The organism is Mucilaginibacter gracilis, from assembly GCF_003633615.1.
Lineage (GTDB): Bacteria > Bacteroidota > Bacteroidia > Sphingobacteriales > Sphingobacteriaceae > Mucilaginibacter > Mucilaginibacter gracilis.
In genome coordinates this window covers 6,567,489-6,591,087 of record NZ_RBKU01000001.1, presented here as the reverse complement: position 1 = coordinate 6,591,087, position 23,599 = coordinate 6,567,489, and the positions used below count along the sequence as shown (strand labels likewise).

Genomic DNA, 23,599 nt, shown 5'->3' with positions numbered 1-23,599 from the left:
CAAAAGGAGAATTGATAAATGACCTGACGGAAATGAAGCAATTCGGCTTTAACACCATTAAATATTATGGCCCATGTATTTATGACCATAATATTTTAAAAGCAGCCCATGAACAAGGATTAAAAGTTAACTACAGCTTTTGGATACCTGATGACCTGGCCTTTCTGTCGAACAAAGATGCGATGGACAACCTTAGCGCAAAGGTGATCCGCACGGTTAATAATTTACATAACAATCATGATATATTGGCCTGGGAGTTGGGAAATACACCCTTGCAAACGTTAAGCTTATATTATTACAAGCCTGATTTACTGTATAAACAGGATGAATACATCCGGTGGCTACAAACGCTGGTATCGGCCATCAAAAAAGCCGACCCGGCGAGGGCGGTTTGTCTTGATGTTCGTGTAGATAATAGCCTGGTTAGTACTACTGAAAAGCTGCACCAGTTGATACCCCAAATTGACTTTTTTGGCTTAGTAGCCGATCAAGTATCGGCCGGGGCCGAACAAATTGGCGAGCTGAAAGTACCCTACTTTTATAGCTATATTGATGCTTTAAACTATCTAAAATTTCCGGAAAGCAACACTGGGGCTTTTATAACCAATTGGCAGGATGAGGAAACATATAGCTTTGTAACCTTCAATGGCTTAAAAGACAAATGGGGCCGAAATAAATTTGAATTGCGCCAATTAGCAAACCGCTGGCAGCGTTTAACGCTGCCGCGTGCATTGCCACCTGTTAGAATTTTGGTACCCGCAGTTACCACCGTTGCAAATACTGCTTTAACCTACCACGCAATTATCAACCATAATGGCCTTTGGGGCCTGGCAGGAGCAACAGAAGGGCTGGAGTTTAAATGGGTGCTGGTAAAAGTTGATGCCTTTGATAATGCACTCTCGATGAAATTTTTGGGTACAGGCCCGCAGGTAACCGTTAGCATGCCAGAAAACCCAATAGCTAACAGGCTATATTTGTATGTTAGCCGTGGCAACGATGTGCAGATCATCAAATCGAAATTAGGCCTTTAGATGATAAAAATTTATTAGTTTTAACGCACATCTGTTTGATAACCTGCAATGCCGAAACCATGAGCAAACCGCTAATTTCATTAAAACACCTGCTTTTATTGTCCATTCAGTGTATTGCGGCAATGTTTAGCGTTCAATTGGGTAAAGCCAATGCTTTATCTCATCCGCAGGTTGGCAGTTTGAAATGCGAATACCTGATATGCCCTATAGGGATTGATGCACCCAAGCCACGGCTAATCTGGATACTGCATGATGAAAGCTTTGGAGCTCTGCAAACTGCTTATCAGGTATATGTTGGTACCGACTCGCTTGCGGTAGATGCAGGCAAAGGAGATGTTTGGCAAACAGCTAAGATAAATTTGGAAACCAACCTGGTAACTTATAATGGCAAGCCGCTTAAGCCGTTTACCAAATACTTTTGGAAGGTAAAAGTGTGGGATAAGGATAAGCTTGTAACATCGGGCGTTTCAAATTTTGAAACCGGGATGATGAACCAGGGCAACTGGAAAGGCACCTGGATAAGCGATGGGCACAACGTTATTCAAAAAGCTGCACCCTATTTCCGGAACAACTTTCAAATCTATAAAAAAATCAAATCCGCACGCGCATATATAGCCGTTGCCGGGCTTTACGAACTTTATCTTAATGGTAAAAAAATAGGAAACCACCGCATGGACCCTATGTACACCCGTTTTGACAGGCGGACGTTATATGTTACGCACGATGTAACTGCGCAACTGCAAAGCGGAAGCAACGCCGTTGGCGTTCTATTGGGTAATGGCTGGTATAATCACCAGTCAACAGCAGTATGGTATTTTCACCAGGCGCCGTGGCGCAACAGGCCCACTTTTTGCATGGATCTGCGGATTACTTACACCGATGGTTCCACGCAAACCATTTCGTCGGACACTACGTGGCGAACATCATTGAGCCCCGTAACATTCAATAGTATTTACACTGCCGAACATTACGATGCGCGCCTTGAGCAACCGGGGTGGAATACGGCCTCGTTTGTTCCTGCCGTTAATAATCCGTGGAAAGGAACGGTTGTACGTGCAGCGCCATCACAAAACATTGTGTCGCAGGCCATGCCCCCTATTCGCGCTGTTGAAACTATACCGGCAAAAAGTATCACAAAAATTAATGCGCAAACTTATTTATTCAATATCGGCAGGAATATTTCGGGCGTAAGTAAACTCACCGTTAAAGGCGAAAGAGGAACCGTTATACGGTTGATGCATGCCGAACGATTGGATAAGAGCGGCAAGATAGACCAATCGAACATCATAGAACATTACCGCCCGACAGACGATCAGGATCCTTTTCAAACGGATATTTTTATTCTTTCCGGCAACGGCGAAGAAAGCTTTATGCCGAAGTTTAATTACAAGGGCTTTCAATATGTAGAGGTAACGGCCGATAAACCTATCGAACTATCGCAGGAAAGTTTAACAGCCTATTTTACGCATAGCGATGTAACGCCTGTTGGCGAGGTTGAAACATCAAATGCCTTGGTTAACAAAATATGGCAGGCAACCAATAACTCTTACCTGTCTAACTTTCAGGGCTACCCCACAGATTGCCCTCAACGGGAAAAGAACGGTTGGACAGGCGATGGGCACATTGCCAGCGAAACCGGGTTATACAGCTTTGATGGTATCACTATTTATGAAAAATGGATGGCCGACCACCGCGATGAGCAGCAACCTAACGGTGTATTACCCGCCATTATACCAACTAGCGGCTGGGGTTACGACTGGGCTAACGGACCCGACTGGACAAGCACCATTGCCATTATCCCCTGGAACCTGTACCAGTTTTATGGCGACACCAAACCATTGACCGATAATTACGACAACATTAAGCGCTATGTTGACCATGTTGACAATTTATATCCAACGGGTATAACCAATTGGGGACTGGGAGACTGGGTTCCGGTAAAATCAATAACACCGATGGAGTTTATAACTTCAACCTACTACTTTGTTGATGCCAATATTCTGGCTAAATCTGCCGGTATTTTGAATCGCAAGGCTGATGAAGCAAAATATACCGCATTGGCTCTCAAAATAAAAAATGCCATCAATGCAAAATACCTCGACGTGAATACAGGTATTTACGATAAGGGTTATCAAACCGAACAAGCCGTGCCTTTGTTTTGGGGACTGGTACCCGAAGGATTAAAAACTAAAGTTGCCGCCAACCTGGCGCAACGTGTAAAAGAAGACAATTTTCACCTGGATGTTGGCATATTAGGAGCCAAAGCGCTTTTAGGTGCTTTGAGCGATAATGGCTATGCCGATGTTGCCTATACCATAGCTTCGCAGGAAACTTACCCTTCGTGGGGATGGTGGATGGTGAATGGCGCAACCACGCTTTACGAAAACTGGAACATACAGGCCACCCATGATATCTCGCTTAACCACATTATGTTTGGCGAAATTGGTGCATGGCTGTACAAAGGCATTGGTGGTATAAAAATAGACCCGGCACATCCCGGTTTTAAAAATATAGTACTTCAGCCACATTTTGTAAAAGGATTGCAGCAATACCAATCATCGCATAACGGCCCTTATGGTAAAATAATTTCGAGCTGGAAACGCGAAGGGGATGTTGTTATTTATACCACCACTATACCAGCCAACTCAACAGCTCTATTAACGTTGCCTGTAGGCGATAAAAAAGCCTACCTGAACGGGAAATTATCGGGTAACCACATTAATTTGGTTTCGGGCACATACCAGTTCACAATAAAATAATTATTGAAGTCCTGGTTAGCTCTTAACGTGGCACCTATGTAAGTAGTTGGCAAACAGGTAATGAGGGCATATGGTACCTGTAACCGCCCTACTATCACGCAAAAGCAATTTGTGCGAAAAAATTAGGGCCATTTTTCCGGATTTTTAATTTTTGTAGCGTTAATCTACCACTTGCCGCTATGAAAAAAGCGCTTTTTATATTGCTGTTGGGCTTGCTTTATATTATCTCGCTATTGCCATTCGGAGTGCTATATCTCATAGCCGACTTTTTATATGCGATGCTTTATTACATAACCCGCTATCGCCGCAAAATTATTGATCAAAACCTGCTCAATGCCTTTCCTGAAAAAAACGACGAGGAACGAAAAATAATTAGAAAGAAATACTACCATTACCTGGCCGATTTAGTGGTAGAAACGGTTAAGCTGCTCAGCATATCCGACAAGCAAATTATGAAACGGGTTGATGTAACAAACGCCAACGTGGTTAGCGAAGCTTTTAACAGCGGCAAAAGTGTGTTGGGCGTATTGGGCCATTACGGCAACTGGGAAATGGGCGCACTTAGGTTTAGCCAGTTGTTTAATGAGCCACGTATTATTGTTTACAAGGCTCTGTCAAACAACTATTTCGATCATCTTTTATATCGGATGCGCTCCCGGTTTGGTGCCACTTTGGTAAACATGAAAAATGTGGCACGTAAACTTATTGAATATAAAAATGAGCGCACGGTAACCGTTTTGGTGGCCGACCAAACTCCGGCCAAACCGGAAGTAAACTATTTTACCAATTTTTTAAACCAGCCCACAGCCGTGTTTTTAGGGGTTGAAAAATTAGCAAGGCTTACCAATAGCATGGTTGTTTTTTGCGACATCAGGCGGATAAAAAGGGGATACTATCGTTGTACTTTCGTTCCGCTGTTTGCGGATCCAAAAGTTACCGAACCTTACGAAATTACAAATTCCCATGTTAAATACCTGGAAGAAGTTATAAGGCAGCAGCCTGAGTACTGGCTATGGTCGCACAGAAGGTGGAAGTTTAAACCCGAAGATTTTGGTTTGCGAAACCACTACAGCATCGGTTAAAACCAAAGCGTAGCTAATGTAATTTATATCGCTTTTATATATAATATCCACGTCCCTTTTAAGGCTAGGTAACGCAATGTAATGATTAAATGCGGACTTGCTTTAATTTGATTTTGTGCCATATTTGCGGTTATATTTAACGTTTTGAATACGCGATGCAAATTAAAAACAACCATATGAAAAGGCTTTTCATTTTAGCTGTATGCTCAATATTTACTATGGCAATAGTGCCAACCGCATTTTGCAGCGCGCCGCCGGTTGTTATTATACCCCTTGGCGGGAATGCCTGGGTTAAACCACCGGCCCTAATTACCGACGATGGTTTAACCAATTGGACGGGCGGTCAGGATATAACGAGCATATACTTTAGCATATCTGAGGGGCAAACTTTAAGTTTTTTTTTGAGGCTGCGTGTACCGCAAGGTAAAAGCACAATTAAAATATCGGTAGGTAATTCCAACTTTACAAAACAAATTAACAATACCGGCTTTGATACGGTTGCCATTGGCAATGTTAAAATTACAGAATCTGGTTATGTTAAAGTTGATTTGCAGGGCATCAGCAAAACGGGTTCGGTTTTTGCCGATGTGTCGGATTTAATTGTGAAAGGAATTAACCCGGCTAACGATGTTGTTTTTGTTAAACAAGGTAGTTCGTTCCATTTTGGCAGGAGGGGGCCGTCGGTACATTTGCGGTATGCTATCCCGGCTGAGGTGAAAAGTAATGTTAAATGGTTTTATAGCGAAATAACCGTACCTGTTGGGCAGGATGTTGTAGGCTCGTATTTTATGGCCGATGGCTTTGGCGAGGGTTATTTTGGGATGCAGGTAAATAGCGAAACCGAAAGGCGGGTATTGTTTTCGGTATGGAGCCCGTTTGATACGCAAGACCCAAAGAGCATTCCGGATAGCCTGAAGATCAAATTGAATAAAAAAGGAGACACCGTGCATGCGCAGGAGTTTGGCAGCGAAGGCTCGGGAGGGCAAAGCTATATGCACTATGGTTGGCAAGCCGGTAAAACATATGGGTTTTTAATTAACGCCCAACCCAATGCGGTAAAAGGTACAACAACGTTTACTGCCTGGTTTAAAGATGTTGCCGCCAATAAATGGTTTTTGGTAGCCAGTTTTAGCAGGCCAAAAACAGTTAAATATTTAACCAGCCTGTACTCGTTTTTAGAGAATTTTGAACCCGATAACGGCAACCAAACCCGCATGGCGCTATACGGCAACCAATGGATTGCCGATAGCCAAAACAAATGGCTGGAAATAACCAGTGTAACCTATACTGGCGATGCTACGGCGAAAGCCAATTACCGTAAAGACTACGCCGGAGGATTGTACGGCGGCAAATTCTACTTAAAAAATGGCGGCTTTTTTAACAATTTTATACCCTTAAACAAAACATTTAACAGGCCGCCAACAGCGGCCAAGCCCGATATTGATTTAACAGCTTTGCCGTAAAATTAACTTCAAAAAATCAATTAATTATCAGTAGCCAGCCTTTGCCTTTTGTTACCGGTATTTCATCTGTAACAGTAAAGGTTTTCGCTGGTTGATAGTTTTTTATTTCGGGTGCAGTAATAGTTGCTTTGGTTTGATCTATGCCTAAGGCTTTCCAGTCGATGTTTAGTTTAATGTTAACATCACCTGTTGCCCAGCTTGCAATGGCTATCATAGCCTTGCCATCTTTTTTGTAAACGGTTGCCAATACTTTATCATTGTTGGTTTTTACCGGATTGGCATCAACCCAGTAACCTATCATTTTGCTGCCTTGCATGCCAAAATTATCCCATGCTTTCCATATTGGGCGTGGGTCGGCATTGTCGCTCCAGGGCATCCGGTTGGTCATACCGTAAACCATACCGCGCCAGGCGTTGCCACCGTCTTGCAGCATTTCGCCCATGAGGCCGAATGGTATGCCCGATACTTCAGTTAAAAAGAAATCGGGACCGTTTTTTTCGTAATCAAAGTATTCGCCAAACCACAAACGATTAAGGTAGGGGAAGTGTTCCATATACAAATTGGCACTGTTGTTAAAGCCATCGCTCTTGTTGTATTGGTTGGCCGAATGCAGGTCGATAATACCCGGCTGCCCATTTTGCGTGAGTACGCGTTTAACACGTTTCATGGTAATGCGGTCAAAAGCTACATCGTCCAGGTAAATACCGTCGATGCCTACGTTTTGGGTGAGCCAGTTCATGCCCTCAACATAGTAATTATGCCAGCGGCTCATGCCGCTGTTTACAATGGCGGCATCCTTAATTTCGGGCACGTACCAGGCAGCAATATAATCGTCGCTCAAATGCTCCTGTAGCCAGGAGTAACCGCCGCCTTTACCGGCCGAATATATTTCATGCCCTAAGCTACGCATCGGGAAGGTTTCGTAAGCACTGTTGGATAGTTCGCGAACGGTGTTGTATATTTTAACTTTTAACCCCAGGCGGTGGGCCGAATCGATATAACTCTTCATGGCATCGTGTGCAATAAAGGGGTAATTAATGTAAGGGTTTATAGGCGTAGCATGGTGAATATTAACCACGGTTGCACCTGTTGCCTTAATGGTATCGAGGTTGTTGTATTTGTGATAAAAACGTGTTGCCCACTGGAAATCGGTATTAATGGTATGGAACGGGGTAATCAACAACGTAAAGTTGTAATACAGCACATCGCCCTTTTTCATGCTGCGTGGGCCGGTGTAAGTTTCGGAGAGCATGGTTCTGCCTTTTACGGTAACTATCATTCCTCCTTTACCACCATTACCCCATGATGTTGGCAGTACCAATGGTTTTTGCAGATAAAAGTTGGTGTTGAGTGGGCGCACGTAATTTTCATCCCGTAAGGAGTATTGCAACCCGGCGTTTACTTCGCCAATCCAGGCACCATCCTGGTTTTTGGTGGCTACATCCCATTTCCATTTTACAGTATCGGGGCGTAAGCCACCTTTTTGCCCCAGGCCCATCAAGTATTTTGATGATGCCTTATCGAAAGGGATATGAAATTTAGTATCATCCAGATTAACATCTTCCAGGGCGGTTAGCTTAACAACGTAATTCATATAACCATCAAATTCAATGGATCCGCTTACATCCATTTTCAGCAGGTCGGAAGTGTTAGTGGCTTGCCATTTTACAGTGCCGGGGGCTTTTTGAGTAAAAGTTACGCCCGCGCTTTTCATGGCTATATCTTTATGCGTAGCCGAGTTAACAATATGGAAATGGATATTTTCGCCCAGTATATTTTTGGCGGTATCGTTCAGCCCGGTCATTTCCTGGTTAAAAAAAGTTTGTATCTTATCCGGGAAACCACTGTTGGCCAGTATCACCCTACGGCCAAGCAGACTGATTGTTTTATCATTTACCAACAGCGGTGTGTAAGGTTTTATCACATCGTTTTTTTGTGCCAGCGTTGAGTTTAACCAGGTTAAGCGGGTTTGCTTTTGAGGCTCATTAACCCCGCCATTTACCGCCGTTTGGTTTTTAACCGTTAGGCTGACCTTAACCACGGTTGCAGCCTCATCATCCGCCTTTACGGTAACTGTGCCGTTGTAAATGCCAGCCGCAGTTTGCACAGGGATATTTACCAAACACCACAAAGCTTGCACATTGCCTTTGCTTACGTTAACGGTGTTGCTTAAAACGGAACCATCATATTGAGTGCCATCGGTATTCAAACAGCTCATTACCGAGGCCGGAATGTTACGGCCGGCAGCGTCTTTTAAATCGCTGAAAAGTAGTTTAATGTTATGAATATCTTTAGTTACCGGGTATAAAGCCAACTGATAGCTATAGTTTTCTCCTTTCAAAGCATCGCCTGTAAACTTTAAAGTAGCGCCTTTTTGAATCCAGCGCTGCGGCAGGTAGTGCTGCATTTTGGTGGGGTGCTCCCTGTCCTCAGTGAAAACAAGGTAATCCTTGCCGGGATTTGAACCGGTCAGAGTTTGAACTTCTTTACCTGTAGCAATAACCTCCATTGGGTAAAAGCTGTTCATGGCGTTTACAGATTCAAGGTACAACAAAGTGGCTTTATTGGCTTTAATGGTTTTGCTCAACCAATCGGCAGAAGCCGTGTTTTGTATTGTGCTATAAATTGCCTTTGGATAATTTGAACGTGCAGTAACCTTGTAAGGCATATAGTAAATGTAATATTTGCCCAGCCCGCTTGTTGGTTCAAAATAAACCGTTCCGCTTTCGCGGGATATGTTATCTATTTTAACATTTAATATCCGCTTGTTGCTTTTGGCATCAACAACAATAACAGCTTTGTTAGCTGGGTCGTCGTGGCGGCGCCAGTCTATTAGTACCTTACTTACCGCGCCAGGCGCAACTACATTAACAACTGCGCGGTGGTTACCCAACGAATCGGCGTTCCAACTGTTATTACCGTTGATGTATTTAACCGGTTGGGCAAATGCACTGGCACATAAAATAAAAAAGGCGCAAACGGTTAAAAGTGGTTTCAATAAACTATTCATGTTGATGATAAAAGTAGTTTGGTGCCTGCTTTTGGCAGGTTAATTAATGCACCCAAACTTAAACATTTGCAGTTAATAGTTAAGCACTAAGGCGAACACATGCACCCGATTATTAACACAATATGTTTACGTAATTAAATTATTACACTTGTAAACCAGTTAATTAAAAACATTGATTGGGCTACTGGTTTGTGCTGTTTAGCTATTTGACTTCTGCACGACTTCGGGAGTTGGCACTCCCGAATAATAATATAGGCTAACGAGTTCTTTCGATCTACAGCATACTTGTTTAAAGCGAGGATATCGGCATTAAACTTAGCCTTATATTATTTTAGATTACGCCGTAAAACAATAATAAAAACGTATCGTTATATTTACATAAACCTTTGAATATGAAAGCATTTATTGTAAAGTGGGCCAGTCCCGCATTTTTTGTTGTTCTATCGGTTTTTGTGTGGAATTTAGGTTTTGCACAAAGCACAAAAAAAGAAAAACAGGCTAAAGCAGAAGCCGAAATGAAAAGCATAATTGATGCTCAGAATTATGTTTTTAAGGCTCAATACGTGCAACCTATGCGTGGCGGCAACAAATATATAACGCCCGATTATGATTTGCGAATCAGCAAAGATTCGGTAATATCATACCTGCCCTATTTTGGCCGCGCCTATGTTGCGCCATTTGACCCTCAGGATGCCGGAATGATGTTTACCGCTACCGAGTTTGATTATAAGGTGGTAGAAAATAAAAACGGATGGGATGTTTCTATCAAGCCGGTTAATACAAAAGATGTGCGATATATGCGGTTGAGCGTTTCTAAAGATGGTTATGCAACCTTGCAGATTACCAGCAATAACCGCGATGCCATATCATACCAGGGCTATATTGAGGTAAAAAAGCATAAGGTTTAAGCTGATATTTTCAATAAAAAAAGGGGTGCAAAAATTAATTTGCGCCCCTTTTTTATTGCATTTAAAGCCCCTAATATTGGGTTAAGGTTAATTTAATCGTATCGGCCTGCATGGCCGAAAAGATGCCAAAGCCATTGGTAATATTAGTTGGCGGGTTGGTTAAGTTTTGTGACGTGCTGCTGGCATTGCTGTTTAAAATATCCAGATACTCTTTGTTTACACGGAACAAAATTGCCCGGTAAACACCTATGTAATTAAAAGTGCGGTAATAAACATCGTAACCGGCGGCTTGCTTGGCATTTAGGGTAAAATTAAGTGCGCTGTTTCTGTCGGGATGAATGTTAAAGGCGTTAGCGTCGTCATTTTTAAACACCAACACGTGATATAACGAATCCGGATTGTCCCATTTAAAAGTAATAGCAACCGCATCAGTGGCGCCTGGCCCGCTTAACGACGAGAGCGGCAAATTAATTAAAGTGCGCGTTGCCGTGTAATTTAAAGGCTTGGCAGGCATAACCGAACTTGCCGAAATTAGCAAACCGTTATAAGTAAACTGCAAAGTATAGGTTTTACCTGCAGCCAAAAAACTCTGGTTGCTGTACGTATAAGTTCCGGCTGCACTTTCGGTTAAGCTAACCGTGCTGGTACCATTTGATAAGGTTAGTTTTAAGCCTGTTATAGCGGGGCCGTAATTTGCAGTATCCGAAATATCTTTTTGCTGATAAACTTTAATGCTGATGGGTTGCCCCGGAATTAGATAACCAATAACCACAGGTTCGGCAGCTACATTGCTTGTTTCGGTTTTTTTGCACGACGAGAATGCAAAAGCACTGATAGCGATAATTAACAACAGGTATTGTTTATATTTTATTTCCATTTTAAGCTAAGGGTTATGTTGGGTGTAAAACCTAAATATTTTACCGTTGTGGTAATTACCTGGTTGTTTTGTATGTAATACTCGTTGTACCAGGTGTTAACATGGTTGTATACATTGAAAAGCGAAAGGCCGATGCTGCCGGTTTTTGCGCCGTCGAACTTTAGAATATCATAAGTTGCCGACATATCTAAACGGTGATAAGCCGGTAAGCGTTCGCCATTTTTGCCGCTTATGGTTAGGTAAGTGGTTTTATTGCCGTCGAGCGTGTTAACGGTATAGCTGCCTAATGGAGCGGTGTAAGGGTGCCCCGTGCTGGCTATAAATACTGCCGAAAAACTCCAGCGTTGCAGGTGATACATGTTGATGGATTTAAACTCGTGCGTAATATCCTGGTTTGACGAGAAATAATCGCTGCCAAAGGCATCAAACTTGCTTTTTGCCTGGCCCAAAGTATAGCTTACCCAGCCCGTGTATGAACCCGCCTTTTTTTGTAGTAAAAACTCTATGCCTTCGGCGTAGCCTACACCGTTGTAAAAGTTTTCGGTAATGGTGGAGCTTGTGCCTGTGCTGGCGCTAAAAGGTCCGCCGCCGCCGCTGGTTCCGCCTTGCTGCCGTATGGAGTATTGAGTTAAGCCGTTTAGGTTTTTGTAATAGCCTTCAACATCAAATAAAAAGTCTTTAGTTTCATAATTAAAACCAAAAATGTAATGCTCTGCCCTGCTTACAGGGATATTTGATTTGTTGGCCAATACCCAAAAATTACGGTCGCCGCCAACAATATCTTCCCTTACAACCTGGTTGGTAAACTGGTAAAAGCGACCAACAGCAGCCTTTAAATTAAACCTGCCGGTTAATTGGTAAGTTGTTGATAGCCTTGGCTCGGCATAAACCTGGCCCGTTGGGCTGAAATAAGTTTCCCTAACGCCGGGTTGCACATGTAGCTTGTTGGTTGGGTCCAGTTCCAGTTCGGCATAACCGCCTGCAATTGTTCCGCGGTTATCCTGGCTTATCAGTTTACTGGTATCATTTTGTGTATATGAATATTGGATGTGCAACAACGAACCATAGCCGCCGTAAAGCAATTTAGCTTTTGGTGTTACCTGCAATTCCCAGTCAGACTTGGCACTAAAATCGCGCAGCAAGTTGTGTTCAAGCATGCCGTTGTTAAAGCTTTTAGTAATGCCGCTATCTACGGACGTGCCCTGTGTACCACGGTTGCGATCGCTAAAAAACTCAGAGTAACTAATTACTGTATTGGCAAAAAACCTGTGGTTTATGGTACTCGTCCACTTTAAGCTGCCGCCGGTATTGCCCGATCGTGAATAGTCGTTAATGGTAATATCGCTGCCTCCATTGGCCACGCTAAAAGCTGGTATGCTCATTTCGCGGCTATTGTTTAGGTTATCGGCACCGTTGTATATGCTTAGTGCAAAACTGTTTTGCTTTGACGGCGTGTACACGTATTTGGCGTTTAAATCGTAAAAGTTTGATGCTGGTGTAACCTGGTTGGCAAAGCCACCCCTCCCGCCGCCACCCGGCCTGCCACCGCCACCACCCGGGGGCGAACTATTGGCAGTAGAAGTATTGAATTGCCCAAAAAGCTTATCGTACAACGGCCCCTGGTACGACCGCCTGGCAGCCACTAGCAGCGACGATGTACTGCCGATTGGCATTTCGGCATAAATATTGGTACTTAATAAGCTTAAATCGCCACCAATATTGGCTTCGTTTTTGTTACCGTCTTTACCTGTAATTACGGTAACGCTTGATAACCGGCCACCGTATTTTGCAGAGAAACCGCCTTTATAAAGTTCAACATCGCGAACGGCGTTACTGTTAAAGGCGCTAAAAAAACCGTAAAGGTGATCAACCTGATAGACGGTGAAGCCATCAAACATTACCAGGTTTTGATCGGGCGTTCCGCCACGTACATATGCACCCGACGACGATTCGTTAGTTGCACTAACCCCCGGCATTAGCTGGAATGCCCGCATCACATCGCGCTCGCCTATGTTGGGCAATTTATCTAAGGCTGATGGTGCCAGTTGTAAAACGCTTATCCGTTTACTATCGGTATTTAATACACCTGTTTTTTTGCCGTTAATATCAACCTCGTTAAGCGCATTCATGGATGGGAATAGCGACAGGGTTAAGGCGCTATCAATGTTTTTGCTGTTTAGCCTAAAGGTATCGGGCTGGTAGCCTACAAATGATACCTCGAGGGCTACCGTATCCGATGGTACCTTGAGCAGGGTAAAGTTACCGCTAATATTGGTTAAGGTGTTGATGTTTGTATTGCGCACCTTTACCGTTGCGCCCGGTAACGATTCGCCGGTATTTTGATCGGTAACGCGGCCCACTATCGAAAAATCAAAGTGTTTTGGAGGGCCGCTTGGTGCCTCAAGTATGATGGGCTTAATGAGCGCCATATCTTTACGAAACTGTTTAAGCTTTTTTAAATGGGGCAAATCATCGGGCTTTTGTAAAATGTAAATGGTGCCATCGTTTTCTACCCAATATTGCAGGGCGTTTTCGCGGCAAACAAATTTGAGCACATTTTGCAGGCTCTCGTTAAAAAACCTGTTATTAACATCCATGGCATGTATGGGCTCTCTCTCAAAAAATATAGGTAGTTTATATTTCATGGAAAGGGTATCCAGCATCTCGTCAAGGGAGCAGGTATAAAAGTGACTGATAACGGTTTTTTTAAGTATCTGTTTGGTGTACTGCGCCCGCGCAGAATAACCAAAAAATACAGTAAAAATAAACAGGGCAGGGAAAAGTTTTTTCATCAATTGAGCTACAGGTTGAGTGTTTTAAACAGCCTTACTACTTGTAATAATAAGCTGATGTAAAACTACCGCCCAAGATGAAATTTAGATGAAATTTTAGTTAGATATGCCGTTTTTGGCCTGTTTTAGCGCTTTTTTAACTTATTTTAACATATGCGGGTTGGTTTTAAAACTGCAAAAATCTTTTATTTTAAGTATACTATTTTTGTGGGTTTAAAATAGTATACACTTGGTACGCCGCAAATTTTTTAACTGTTAAGCTCGGCGTGTTTTTTAAAGTTATTTAAAATAGCCTGCCAACCATTTTGCTGCATTTCGGCAGGGTTTTCGGTTTCGGCCTCAAACGTTTCGGTTATTTGGGTGCCGTTGCCTAATGGCTCAAAACGGATGTGTACTTTTCGTCCATCGGCCAAAACATATTCAATTAGTTTATGCGCTATTACATTGGTGTAAATGCCTTCAAAATCAAAGCTAAAACTACCGTTTTTAGCAGCCATTGTGGTTTTAAACTTGCCACCTTTTTGTAAGTCGTTATCGGCATAGGGCGTATGCCAATCGTCCGATGCATGGCACCAGTTTATAATATGTTCGGGTTTGGTCCAAAAGTCCCAAACTTTTTCTACAGGTGCGCTAACTATAGTTTCCACTGTTATTTGCATAAATGTATTATTTAGAGGTTGGGTAATTTTGGTAAAATAAATAAGGTAATTTAAAACAATAATTTCAGCGTAGGTAAGGTAACATATAGGGCAAATTACTTATAAAATAATGGCAAAATCTGTGGTAACTAAACCATATTTTAAGGTTTTAAATTTGCCTTTAGCATAACACGGCCCTTTTTAGTTAGTGTGCAAGCCGGCGATCTTTCATTTTCTTCCCCCTTTGCTATTTCTATTAAATTATACAATTTTAAGTTTTGCAGGGCATCCTTACTTAAATTTATTGCCATACCCTTATCAGCTATTGTTTGCAGCGCAGCAACTACTTCGTCGTGTTTCATGTTTTAATTTTATAGTAAATAAAATGGTGTTATTTTTTTAAATAACGGTACAAAACTACAACAATTAAAAGGCCCGTTAGCAAACCCCAAAAATACCTTTTACGAAACATTTTTAGTAACCAGCTTTTTTTGGAGGAAGGATGCAAATCAGGTTCAATTACACTGTCGTTAGGTTTGTGCCACATGCCGGCACTGTTGTTTTGTGCATCTATCTGGGCCTGTTTGTATTCGTCGGGCTTGTCAAACTTAAATTTGAGATAGGCAACCGCAAAGCCATCTAAAAGCATTTGTTTGTCAATATCAACGCCATTTAACACGGCGTACCTTAACATGCGCGAATACCTGTCGTGGTTTTTTGAAAGATGATCGGGCAAGAGTTCAATTTCCTTACCTTCAATTAATTGTTGAAGGTGCTGTTTTGCCTCCTGCCCGTACAGGTCCGAAATTTCGGGCGCGTTTATCCCAACCATTCTAACCCGCTCTCCCGACTCTATAACAAACGTGTCGCCATCAATAACACGCGTAACAGTTGTTTTTTGCCCAAATAGTACAGTTGGGATAAGCAGTAAAACGAGTATGATATTTTTCAATGGGTGTAAGGCTATGTGCGGCCTGGCAATTATAAATATATTACCCGGAAAAACAAATTGGCTCCAGCATATTTGCATTTGCTTATAGTTGCAATTTTAACTGTAAGCAAAATTGTTACGTCGGCAGGTTTTAAAAAATCATTGTTGACGTACCACTCAGCCGCAATTTACAAGGCAAAAAAAAAGGGGAAAAGTTGTCTTTTTACAACTTTTCCCCTCTGGTAGCCCGTAGGGGAATCGAACCCCTGTTTCCAGAATGAAAATCTGGCGTCCTAACCCCTAGACGAACGGGCCATTTTGTATGTTAAAAAAATGTGAATTTTGCAGCTCATTTTTTTTAACGGTGCAAATATAGTGATATTTTGCGTATTGTAACAAACAAAGCACAGCATAACATTTAACGCGCTGATTTACTTTGTAATACATTCGCTTTTAGGGCGTTTATTTAAGTTACACGGTTGTTTTTTACAGTACAAAGGGTTTAAACCAACCTAAAAAAGCAAGATAAATACTGAACCTTCGCCTTGTACCGATTGTACTTGTATGTTGCCCTTATGCAGTATCATTATTTGTTTGCATAGGCTAAGGCCTATGCCGCTACCGGTTTTGCGTGTGCTAAAAAACGGAATGAATATTTTTTCTATCAATTCGGGCGGCATGCCCAGGCCGTTATCAGCTATTTTAAGTACTGCTTTACCGTTTGGTCGAATCTCGGCAGATAGTGTGATGCAGGGTTCTGGCTTGTCTTTTACTGCCTCAATTGCGTTTACCAGTAGGTTAATAAGCACTTGTTCAATCAGGTTAATGTCAACCTCTATCATCATTTGCGGGTCGCGCAGCACAATGTCGAGCTCTATATTCTTCTGGTCCAGGGTGGGTAACATCAAGCTGTTGAGGTTCTCAAAAAGGTCGCGTACAAGGGTTTTGGTTAAATCCAGCCGGGTTATTTTGTTTAGGCTGCGGTAGCTCTCGGTAAATTTGAGCAGGCCCTCACTGCGTCGTTTTATGGTATCTATGCCCAGTTCAAGGTCGTCAAGATCGCCGCTTTTATTATCTTGACTGGCATAGCTGTGCAACCGATTTTTCAATGTATCGGCTAATGAAGATATGGGCGCAACCGAATTCATGATCTCGTGCGTCATCACGTTTAGCAATTTTTGCCATGCTTTCGACTCGGTTTCGTCCAGCGCTTCGCTCACATTTTGGAAAGCCATCAAACGGTACATTTTCTCGTCGCTGCGCATTAAGCTTACGGTGAGCAGTATTTTTATCACCTGTTTATCGCGAGTGATTGATACTACTTTGCTATCGCCAGGCTTCATTGCCATAGCCTCGTTATACAAAGCTTCATCGCGCTTTTGCAGCGAATGAATGGTTTTGAGATAAGGGATGCCAAATATTTTTTTGAAGGATTCGTTTAGCCATCCTATTTCGCCGGTTTCCAGTTCGTATGATACTATACCGGTATCCACCAGTTCTAAAACTTTTTGCAGGTACTGGTATTGTGTTTCGCGTTCGCGGCTTATCACTTTAAAAGTTGTATTAATGTCGTTAAAGCCTTTGCGTAAAGGTTTTAATTCCTGTGGTGCCCGGCCTACGTCAAAATGCCTGGAAAAATCGCGGTATTGTACGGATTGTACAAACTGTTCTACCTCGTCCTGTGCTTTTTTTTGGAAACGTAAAAAGTCAATAAGTTCGGCAATAATTAGGGGTACACAAATAATGAGATAGGCAAACCATGCCTTTACCACCAATATACAGGCTACTAAAAGGGTTAAAAAAAGTATCAGCACACGCAATAGTATGCGCCATTCGTAACGTTTAAATATCATACTTGCTCAGTCTGCGGTAAAGTGCCGTGCGGGTTATGCCAAGCTCTTTGGCGGCGCGTGTAATGTTTCCGCTATGTTTTTCTATCACACGCAAAATAGTTTGTTTTTCTACCATGCTCAAGGGCATATCGTCCATGGGTTCGGCAATTTCGGTTACCGATTCTATCGACGAAAATATCAGGTCGGCGGCTCTTAACATGGCATCATCGGCCATTATTACAGCCCTCTCAATAGTGTACTGCAACTCGCGCACGTTACCGGGATAATTATATTGAAGCAGCTTTTGCACCGCGCTTTCATCAAAACTTACCGTGGGTTTTAAGTACTTGGTGGCATACACTTTAGCAAAGTGCCGGGCCAGTATCATTACATCGCTGCTGCGTTTGCGCAGCGGGGGCATAGTTATTTCAACGGTATTGATGCGGTAAATCAAATCCTTACGGAAACGGCTTTCGTTAGCCAGTTCGCTGAGGGGCAGGTTGGTTGCGCACACCAGGCGGATATCAATATCGGTGGCTTTGTTGTTACCCAGCCTGGTAACTTGGCGGTTTTGCAATACGGTAAGCAATTTAGCTTGTTGGTGCAATGATATGTTACCTATTTCGTCCAAAAATAAAGTGCCGCCGTTAGCATCTTCAAAACGGCCTATGCGTTCTTCGCGAGCATCGGTAAAGGCACCCTTTTTGTGTCCAAAAAGTTCGCTCTCAAACAACGAATCCGTTAGCGCGCCTACGTCAACCTTAATGAATGGCTTGGCCGCGCGCATTGATCGTTCGTGTATGGCTTTGGCAATTAAATCTTTACCGGTTCCGTTTTCGCCCAGTATCAATATATTGGCATCTGTGGGTGCAACTTTGTTAACCTTTAAAAATATATCCTCCATCACCGCTGATTCGCCCAGTATCAATGTGCCCGATGATGTTTGTTTGGATGTTGCGGGTTTGGCGGATTTGTTCCCCCCAATTTTGTCTAACAGATCTTTAATGGTATCTATCAGTTTATCGTTATGCCAGGGCTTTACAATAAAATCTGCCGCGCCCTCTTTTAATGATCGTACTGCAAGGTCAATATCACCATAGGCCGTTATCATAATTACGCAGGCATCGGGCATCCACTCCTTTATTTTGCGTAGCCAGTATAAACCTTCGTTGCCGGTGTTAATGGCGCTGGTAAAGTTCATATCGAGCAATATTAAATCGGGCGGACTTTTTTTGAGCAGCCAATTTATATTTTCTGGATTTTTTTCGGTAGTAACTTCCTGTGCCTCAGTTTTCAATAAAAGCTTAACTGCGGTTAGCACATCGGTATCATCATCAACAATTAAAATACTTGCTTTTTTTAGTAACATGCCAAATATTGGTATTTGATAGGGTTGCCGGGTTGGGTAGTAAATATGTTATGCATTTAAATATATAAAATTTGTGCTAATGTACTGGTATCAGTCAAAAATCCTTCCAATAGGGTAAAATGCTGTTAATGTGGTTTTAAATACAATTTGGCAAAAATAAGTGTATCATAAGCGTACACCTGCTGTTGCAAAAGCGAACGCCGTTTTTAAAAAATATTTTGTATGTAGCTGATAAACAGCATTTTATTTTATGGCATGTGTTTTTGTATATTGGTACAAATTAAAATATATAAATACAAGGTGGATAGAGTTATACAGAAAAAGAAATGGAACAGCAAACGCATACTTACCATTGGTGGTATTGCAGGTTTGGTACTTTTAATTGGAGGCAGCTTTTATTTTACATCGGGCAAAAGCAAGTTGAATGTTGACACCGAACGCATTACCATAAGTAGCATTACCAAGGGCCCCTTCCAGGTAACTATCCCGGTTAACGGCATTGTTTTACCTATAACTACCATTTACCTGGATGCTGTTGAAGGTGGCCGCGTAGAGCAACTTTATGTTGAAGATGGCACCACCATGAAAAAAGGCGACCCCATACTTAAACTAAGCAATACCGACCTTGAATTGAGTTTGGCTACGCAAGAAACTTCGGTTTTTAACCTGCTAACTCAAATGCAAATATCGCGCAATGCGGCCCAGCAAAACACCATATCTAAACTAAACCAAATGGCCGATGTAGATAATGCTTACAACGAAGCCGAAAGGGTTTATAAGTTAGACAAGCACCTTTTTGAACAAAAAGCTATAGGCATGCAGGAGTTTAAACAGGCGCAAATTGCATACGACTACCAGCTTAAACGAAAAAAACTAACCTCACAGATATTAAAGCAAGATTCGGCCTCAACGCGCGAGGAGCTGGAGCAGGCAAAGCAATCGTTTGCGCGTACTCAAAATGCTTTGGCTGTAATGCGCAAAAAGGTGGGCGACCTGGTGGTACGCGCCCCGGTTGACGGGCAACTTACATCAATGGATGCCGAGGTTGGCCAAAATAAAAATAAGGGCGAACACCTGGGGCAACTGGATGTACTATCGGGCTATAAGGTTAGGGTTGATGTGGACGAGCATTACATATCGCAAATATATACCGGCCTAACAGGCACTTTTGCTTTGGGCGATAAAAACTATACTTTAAAAATTAAAAAAGTTTATACCCAGGTAACGGGCGGCAAGTTTCAGGTTGATATGCAATTTGTGGGACAGGTGCCAACGGGTATGCGCAAGGGGCAAACACTGCAAATATTACTTGCTTTAAGCGATGAGAGCCAACAGGTTTTGTTACCAAAAGGTGGTTTTTACCAGCAAACCGGTGGTAACTGGATATTTAAATTGGGAGAAGACGGTAAAACAGCTTACAAGGTTGATATACAGCTTGGCCGCCAAAATACCGACTACTACGAAGTATTGCAAGGCTTAAAACCGGGCGATAAGGTAGTAACATCAAGCTACGAAACGTATGGCGATATGCAGGAGTTGGTGCTGAAGAAGTAACAGCCTCACCCTGCCCTCTCCAAAGGAGAGGGTTCTTGATTAGCATATTTTTAAAATCCTCTCCTTTGGAGAGGATTTAGGTGAGGTAAAGAGATAAAAAACATAAAATAAACAAACCATAAAAAATCAAAAAACTTCCCCTGTGGGGGAGGATTTTAGGAGGGCTCATGATAAAAATTACAAACCTGGAAAAATTTTACCGCACCGAAGAGGTGGAAACCATTGCTTTAAACAAGCTATCGATTGATATTAAGGAAGGCGAATTTGTGGCTATTATGGGCCCTTCGGGCTGTGGCAAATCAACCTTGCTTAATATTTTGGGTTTGCTTGACGACCCTGATGGCGGCAGTTACATGTTTAATAACATTGAGGTAGCGCATTTTAATGAGCGTAAACGTGCCGATTTGCGTAAGCATAACATCGGTTTCGTTTTCCAGAGTTTTAACCTGATTGATGAGCTAACCGTTTTTGAAAACGTTGAGCTTCCGCTGATCTACACCAATGTTCCGGCGGCGGAACGTGTGGGCAGGGTTGAAAAAGTGTTGGATAAAATGCAGATCATGCATCGCCGCAACCACTATCCGCAACAGCTTTCGGGCGGCCAGCAGCAGCGTGTTGCTGTAGCGCGCGCCGTTGTTAACAACCCTAAACTGATACTGGCCGATGAGCCTACCGGTAACCTGGATAGCAGCAACGGTAACGAGGTAATGGAGCTGTTAACCGACCTGAACGAACAGGGTACAACCATTATTATGGTAACCCACTCCGAGCACGATGCCCGCTATAGCCACCGCATTATCCGCCTGCTGGATGGGCAAACGGTGATGGAAAATATTATGATATAAGTTACAAGCTATATGCCGAAAGCCTTTGAAAAGAGTAAGGCAATAAATAGTTAATTAAATATACGTCTTAAACCTTTTGCTGGCTTTAAAGCAGAAGAGGGTTAAGATGATAAACCCAAGATTGTATAATGTTTAGCAATTACCTTAAAACAACCTTTCGGAACCTTTGGAAGCACAGAGGTTACAGTTTTTTAAACATATTTGGCTTGAGCGTGGGGATAGCCTGCGCCTCGCTTATTTTTTTATGGATTGAAGACGAAGTAACTTACAACGACTATTTTACCAACCAAAGTACTATTTATAAGGTTAAGGACAAGCAAACTTATAACGGCAATACTTTTGTTTTTGATGCCACTCCGGGCCCACTTGCGCAGGGCATGAAACTGGAGATACCCGGCATAAAAACAACTGCCCGTAGCACTTGGACTAACGATGTTTTATTTGCACTAAAAGATAAAACTATATACCAGGCCGGCAATTACGTCGACCCCGGCTTTTTATCTATTTTTCATTTACAGTTTATAAAGGGTAATGCCGCAACAGCATTTTCGCAGTTAAATACATTGGTGATAACCGAGAAAATGGCCAACACCTTTTTTAACAGTACCGATGTTGTTGGCAAAACACTTAAAGTTGACAATAACAAGGATTACGTTATTACCGGTGTTATAAAGGATTTGCCTAAAAACGTCTCGTTTAAATTTCAATGGTTGGCCCCTTTCGCGGTTTTTGAAAATGAAAATACCTGGCTAAAACAATGGGGCAGCAATAGTGTAATAACCTATGCCGAAATTGAAGCCAATGCCGATATAGAACACATTAATAAACAGCTTTATAATTTTGTAGGTAATAAAGTAAAAGGTATAAGTGCAAAAATGATGCTTTACCCTATGAAACGCTGGAGGCTTTATGATAATTTTGATAAAAGCGGCAACGAAATAAAGGGCAAACTTAAATATGTAAACCTGTTTAGCTTAATTGCCTGGGTAGTTTTAATTATTGCCTGTATCAACTTCATGAACCTTTCTACCGCCCGGTCAGAGCAGCGCGCGCGAGAGGTAGGCGTGCGTAAGGTATTGGGAGCCGCCAGGTATAAACTAATCTGCCAGTTCATTGGCGAATCATTATTTATGTCGCTGGTTTCGGCACTATTTGCTTTATTTATTGTGTTTGTTGTTTTGCCATGGTTTAATACGCTGGTTCATAAACAACTATCGCTAAATATTTTTTACCCTGTACATTGGGGTGGTTTAATACTTATCGCCGTTATATGCGGCATTATTGCAGGCAGTTACCCAGCTTTCTATTTATCATCTTTTAACCCGGTATCGGTGTTAAAAGGGTTAAAGCTAAAAACCTCGGGCGGAGCGGTTTTTGTACGAAAAGGACTGGTTGTATTGCAATTTACCATTTCGGTTATATTAATTATCTGTACGGTAATTATTTACCTGCAAATCCAACATACCAAAAACAGAGATTTGGGTTATAACAAGCAGGGCCTTATTTATATGCAGATGCAAGGCAAAATGGCCGAAAATTTTGCCGCTATTAAAAACGACCTGCTGCAAACGGGTGTAGTAGAAAATGCAAGTATAAGTTCGCAAAGTGTTTTACAAATAGGCAGCAACACCGGCGATTTTGACTGGCCCGGTAAAGACCCGGGTAAGCAGTTACTGGTTACAGTAGATCAGGCAAGTCCGGAATTTATTTCCACAATGGGCGCGCATATTAAAGCCGGAAGAGATTTTTATGCCAATGCCAGTGTTGATAGTAATAACGTAATTGTTAACAGTGCTTTTGCCAAAACCATTAACGCCAAAAATATTATAGGTACAGTTATAACCCGCAGTAATGTTAAACTTACCATCATAGGAGTTATTACAGACTTTATTTACAATGATATTTATACCTCGGCAGCACCGCTAATTATATTTTGCTCACCAAAGTATACCAGTGTTTTAAATATACGCTTTAAGGCCGGTGCAGATATTAAAACAGCCCTGCCACAGGTTGAAAATGTAATCAAGAAAAACAACCCAGGCTACCCTACCAGCTTTAGGTTTGTTGATGCCGAGTTTGAACAGTTTTTTACTGAAGAAACTTTAATAGGCAACCTGGCCAGCATATTTGCAACATTGGCCATCATTATATCGTGCCTTGGCTTATTTGGCTTAGCCGCCTATACGGCAGAGAGACGGACGAAAGAAATTGGCATACGGAAAGTATTGGGTGCAACATCGCAAGGGTTAGCCGCACTTTTATCAAAAGACTTTATAGTGTTGGTTATACTGGCCTGTTTTGTTGCATTTCCTATTTCATGGTATACCATGCAGCTATGGTTAAGTAACTATGAGTATAGGGTTTCTATCAGCATTTGGGTATTTATTTTGGCGGGGCTGCTTGCTATAGTTATTGCTTTGGCAACGGTAAGTTTCCAGGCAGTAAAAACCTCAATAGCTAACCCCGCAAAAAGTTTACGCAGCGAATAGTTGGGTTAGGAGAATCATC

16 protein-coding genes and 1 tRNA gene are annotated in these 23,599 nt (G+C 42.2%); 8 read left to right on the top strand and 9 right to left on the bottom strand.

Going from position 1 to position 23,599, the window contains the following annotated elements; all coding sequences use genetic code 11:
* The first annotated feature begins 32 nt into the window (after nt 1-32).
* The 4 genes from BDD43_RS29340 (at nt 33) to BDD43_RS29325 (ending at nt 6,335) form a co-directional block, all read left to right on the top strand.
* Entirely contained in the window at nt 33-1,031 is a 999-nt protein-coding gene (locus BDD43_RS29340) for a glycoside hydrolase 5 family protein (RefSeq protein WP_121201769.1), read from the top strand.
* A 59-nt stretch (nt 1,032-1,090) separates the two neighbouring features.
* A complete protein-coding gene (locus BDD43_RS29335) occupies nt 1,091-3,790 on the top strand; it encodes an alpha-L-rhamnosidase (protein ID WP_211339750.1) in 2,700 nt (899 codons plus the stop codon).
* Between the two features lie 179 nt (nt 3,791-3,969).
* Nucleotides 3,970-4,872: a lysophospholipid acyltransferase family protein gene (locus BDD43_RS29330; protein ID WP_121201768.1), complete on the top strand. Its 903-nt coding sequence runs from the start codon at nt 3,970-3,972 to the stop codon at nt 4,870-4,872.
* Between the two features lie 176 nt (nt 4,873-5,048).
* Complete coding sequence (locus tag BDD43_RS29325; protein WP_162847196.1) at nt 5,049-6,335, top strand: DUF3472 domain-containing protein; 1,287 nt, start codon at nt 5,049-5,051, stop codon at nt 6,333-6,335.
* Between the two features lie 16 nt (nt 6,336-6,351).
* Here BDD43_RS29325 and BDD43_RS29320 read toward each other — a convergent pair whose 3' ends face one another.
* Entirely contained in the window at nt 6,352-9,345 is a 2,994-nt protein-coding gene (locus tag BDD43_RS29320; protein ID WP_246001825.1) for a glycoside hydrolase domain-containing protein, read from the bottom strand.
* A gap of 392 nt (nt 9,346-9,737) precedes the next feature.
* Between BDD43_RS29320 and BDD43_RS29315 the strand changes: the two genes are divergently transcribed.
* A complete protein-coding gene (locus BDD43_RS29315) occupies nt 9,738-10,253 on the top strand; it encodes a DUF4251 domain-containing protein (RefSeq protein ID WP_121201766.1) in 516 nt (171 codons plus the stop codon).
* A 70-nt stretch (nt 10,254-10,323) separates the two neighbouring features.
* Here the strand turns inward: BDD43_RS29315 and BDD43_RS29310 are convergent, their stop codons facing one another.
* From BDD43_RS29310 to BDD43_RS29275, 8 genes are all read right to left on the bottom strand, one after another.
* Complete coding sequence (locus tag BDD43_RS29310; RefSeq protein WP_121201765.1) at nt 10,324-11,130, bottom strand: DUF4249 family protein; 807 nt, start codon at nt 11,128-11,130, stop codon at nt 10,324-10,326.
* Nucleotides 11,121-13,922 (bottom strand): TonB-dependent receptor, encoded by a 2,802-nt coding sequence (locus BDD43_RS29305; protein WP_121201764.1) that lies wholly within the window; start codon nt 13,920-13,922, stop codon nt 11,121-11,123. Before BDD43_RS29305 ends, BDD43_RS29310 begins: the two co-directional genes overlap by 10 nt.
* 248 nt (nt 13,923-14,170) lie before the next feature.
* Nucleotides 14,171-14,581 (bottom strand): SRPBCC family protein, encoded by a 411-nt coding sequence (locus BDD43_RS29300; RefSeq protein ID WP_121201763.1) that lies wholly within the window; start codon nt 14,579-14,581, stop codon nt 14,171-14,173.
* Between the two features lie 140 nt (nt 14,582-14,721).
* A complete protein-coding gene (locus tag BDD43_RS29295; RefSeq protein ID WP_121201762.1) occupies nt 14,722-14,922 on the bottom strand; it encodes a hypothetical protein in 201 nt (66 codons plus the stop codon).
* 29 nt (nt 14,923-14,951) lie between these two features.
* Nucleotides 14,952-15,512, bottom strand: coding sequence for a thermonuclease family protein (locus tag BDD43_RS29290; RefSeq protein ID WP_162847195.1), 561 nt, complete (start codon nt 15,510-15,512; stop codon nt 14,952-14,954).
* A gap of 219 nt (nt 15,513-15,731) precedes the next feature.
* Nucleotides 15,732-15,806 (bottom strand) — tRNA-Glu (locus BDD43_RS29285).
* A 197-nt stretch (nt 15,807-16,003) separates the two neighbouring features.
* On the bottom strand, nt 16,004-17,344 hold the full coding sequence (locus BDD43_RS29280) for a sensor histidine kinase (RefSeq protein ID WP_121201760.1): 1,341 nt from the start codon (nt 17,342-17,344) through the stop codon (nt 16,004-16,006).
* Complete coding sequence (locus BDD43_RS29275) at nt 17,334-18,692, bottom strand: sigma-54-dependent transcriptional regulator (RefSeq protein ID WP_121201759.1); 1,359 nt, start codon at nt 18,690-18,692, stop codon at nt 17,334-17,336. The genes BDD43_RS29280 and BDD43_RS29275 overlap by 11 nt, the downstream gene beginning before the upstream one ends.
* A gap of 300 nt (nt 18,693-18,992) precedes the next feature.
* Here BDD43_RS29275 and BDD43_RS29270 point away from each other — a divergent pair, with 300 nt between their 5' ends.
* The 3 genes from BDD43_RS29270 to BDD43_RS29260 all read left to right on the top strand — a co-directional run bounded on the left by BDD43_RS29270 (nt 18,993) and on the right by BDD43_RS29260 (nt 23,580).
* Complete coding sequence (locus BDD43_RS29270; RefSeq protein ID WP_121202162.1) at nt 18,993-20,246, top strand: efflux RND transporter periplasmic adaptor subunit; 1,254 nt, start codon at nt 18,993-18,995, stop codon at nt 20,244-20,246.
* 167 nt (nt 20,247-20,413) lie between these two features.
* On the top strand, nt 20,414-21,091 hold the full coding sequence (locus BDD43_RS29265; RefSeq protein WP_121201758.1) for an ABC transporter ATP-binding protein: 678 nt from the start codon (nt 20,414-20,416) through the stop codon (nt 21,089-21,091).
* A gap of 128 nt (nt 21,092-21,219) precedes the next feature.
* Entirely contained in the window at nt 21,220-23,580 is a 2,361-nt protein-coding gene (locus BDD43_RS29260; protein ID WP_121201757.1) for an ABC transporter permease, read from the top strand.
* The last annotated feature ends 19 nt before the right edge of the window (nt 23,581-23,599 follow it).

What these genes read in the sequence shown, in the direction of transcription:
- BDD43_RS29340 (WP_121201769.1), top strand. Translation starts at nt 33, where the DNA reads ATGAAGCAATTCGGCTTTAACACCATTAAATATTATGGCCCATGTATT.
- BDD43_RS29335 (WP_211339750.1), top strand. Translation starts at nt 1,091, where the DNA reads ATGAGCAAACCGCTAATTTCATTAAAACACCTGCTTTTATTGTCCATT.
- BDD43_RS29330 (WP_121201768.1), top strand. Translation starts at nt 3,970, where the DNA reads ATGAAAAAAGCGCTTTTTATATTGCTGTTGGGCTTGCTTTATATTATC.
- BDD43_RS29325 (WP_162847196.1), top strand. Translation starts at nt 5,049, where the DNA reads ATGAAAAGGCTTTTCATTTTAGCTGTATGCTCAATATTTACTATGGCA.
- BDD43_RS29320 (WP_246001825.1), bottom strand. Translation starts at nt 9,345, where the DNA reads ATGAATAGTTTATTGAAACCACTTTTAACCGTTTGCGCCTTTTTTATT.
- BDD43_RS29315 (WP_121201766.1), top strand. Translation starts at nt 9,738, where the DNA reads ATGAAAGCATTTATTGTAAAGTGGGCCAGTCCCGCATTTTTTGTTGTT.
- BDD43_RS29310 (WP_121201765.1), bottom strand. Translation starts at nt 11,130, where the DNA reads ATGGAAATAAAATATAAACAATACCTGTTGTTAATTATCGCTATCAGT.
- BDD43_RS29305 (WP_121201764.1), bottom strand. Translation starts at nt 13,922, where the DNA reads ATGAAAAAACTTTTCCCTGCCCTGTTTATTTTTACTGTATTTTTTGGT.
- BDD43_RS29300 (WP_121201763.1), bottom strand. Translation starts at nt 14,581, where the DNA reads ATGCAAATAACAGTGGAAACTATAGTTAGCGCACCTGTAGAAAAAGTT.
- BDD43_RS29295 (WP_121201762.1), bottom strand. Translation starts at nt 14,922, where the DNA reads ATGAAACACGACGAAGTAGTTGCTGCGCTGCAAACAATAGCTGATAAG.
- BDD43_RS29280 (WP_121201760.1), bottom strand. Translation starts at nt 17,344, where the DNA reads ATGATATTTAAACGTTACGAATGGCGCATACTATTGCGTGTGCTGATA.
- BDD43_RS29275 (WP_121201759.1), bottom strand. Translation starts at nt 18,692, where the DNA reads ATGTTACTAAAAAAAGCAAGTATTTTAATTGTTGATGATGATACCGAT.
- BDD43_RS29265 (WP_121201758.1), top strand. Translation starts at nt 20,414, where the DNA reads ATGATAAAAATTACAAACCTGGAAAAATTTTACCGCACCGAAGAGGTG.
- BDD43_RS29260 (WP_121201757.1), top strand. Translation starts at nt 21,220, where the DNA reads ATGTTTAGCAATTACCTTAAAACAACCTTTCGGAACCTTTGGAAGCAC.